Source organism: Microbispora sp. NPDC049125 (assembly GCF_040802045.1).
Lineage (GTDB): Bacteria > Actinomycetota > Actinomycetes > Streptosporangiales > Streptosporangiaceae > Microbispora.
On the sequence record NZ_JBEZDW010000113.1, the window covers coordinates 1 to 1,646 of the forward strand.

At 65.8% G+C, this 1,646-nt stretch carries 2 protein-coding genes; both read right to left on the minus strand.

Translation table 11 applies throughout. The features are described from left to right. Nucleotides 1–483, minus strand: a 483-nt coding sequence (locus AB0B72_RS40210) for an IS5 family transposase (protein ID WP_367745060.1), incomplete at its 3' end; no start/stop codon positions are given. Between the two features lie 201 nt (nucleotides 484–684). Continuing rightward, nucleotides 685–1,646, minus strand: a 962-nt coding sequence (locus AB0B72_RS40215) for a phosphotransferase family protein (protein WP_367745061.1), incomplete at its 5' end; no start/stop codon positions are given.

Sequence of the window (1,646 nt, forward strand, 5' to 3'; positions counted from 1 at the left end):
GCCGCAGCCGCAACCGCCGGCGTCCGTCCCGCTCTCCGTCCCGATCCCCGCTTTCGCCGAGTCCGCCGTCCTGGGGGGTTTGCCCCTTTGGGGCAGCCCCTTTTCCTGTTCGGCGGCTTCTTCTAGCGCCTTGACCAGCTCGCCGTCCAGGATCATCCCGGCGGCGTGGTGGTGGGCGCGGGCCGTGGTGGAGTCCACGCTGACCAGGTCGAGGTCGGTCTGCCCCCGGGCCGCGGCTTCGGCGATCATGGCCTGCATCAGGTGCTCGAAGACGCCCGACATCACCCACGACCGGAACCTGTCGTAGACAGTAGACCAGGGCCCGTACTCGGCGGGCAGATCCCGCCACGGACTGCCGGTACGAAACCGCCACATCACCGCGTTGAACTGCTGCCGCAGATCCGGGATCGGACCGCGCTCACCCACGGGCAGGTGAGGCTCGATCAACGACCACTCCTCATCGGTAAGGTCTCCACGCGCCATAGCGATGGCCTACCAAGACCGAAGACCAAGAGCAGCTGGAATCCTCGAAGCTCATGATCTCAACTTTATTGAGCTGTCGGTTGTGAGCATCGGCCCGTACCTCCTCTATGAGGTTGGATACCGGCGCGACCGCCCGTCGCACCGGCTCATCGGACGCGGCGACCAACCCTTCGATACACATCAGGCGGGGACCCCGCCTGATCACATGGCAGCGAGCCAGGCACCGTGCCGGTGACTGAGTTCTTGGCGGGTGAGGTCGGTGCGACCGAGATCGTGATAGTTGGGCAGCCAATTCTCCACTTCGCCGCGGGAGCGTTGAATGGCGAACAAATCCCAAAGTTCCCGGTGTGGCACGCGCGTACCGGCGGCGTCCTCATAGGCAAGGAGAAAAGCGTCGGCGACGTGTGTACCGTGGAGCAACACCAGGTCCAGGCGGCACCAGCCGACATCGAATCCGCGGGGTGCAAGAGAGGCCCCCGACCAGTCGACGACCCCCGTGAGCTCACCGTCTTCCCACAGGACATTTCCCGACCAGTAGTCGAAATGTGTGAGCACCCTCGACTCGGCGGCAAGATCGACCCATCGCTTCCGCACCGGGCCATCGGCCCGGCCTACGATGCCGGGGATATCACCAAGAACGTCGCGGAATCCCGTCATCCCGGTAAGAGGTGCAGCGTGGATACGGGCGAGTGTGCGTCCCAGTCGCGCAGCCCACGGGAGCGGATCGGTGGGCATGATGTCCGCTCGCCCCGGCAGCCGCGAGATCAGAACGGCAGGCTCGCCGAACCGCTCCCCCGCCGGATCGGAGTCGAGTAGACGCGGCGCGAGGCCGCCCAGCCCGTCGAGCGCGGTCAGCACGTGTGTCTCGCGATACGCCGCATCGTCCCCGGCGGCGTACCGTCTCAGAACCAGCTCGCAGTCCGGGTCAGCCGTCCGGATCAGATGCGTACTGGCATGAGTGCCGCCGGTGAGCACTTGTACCTCCCGCACTGTCGCGCTTGTACCGGGTATACGCGTGGCCCAGGCGAGGGCGGCTGAAGAGGGCTGGAGGTCGGGCATCGTGCCAGTCTGGATGATCCGGAGCGGGTCGGCGAGGTATTTTCTGCCGCGCGGGCTATCAGCCTCTGACTCATCTGAAGATCCGAAGTCCGTACAGGCCCTAG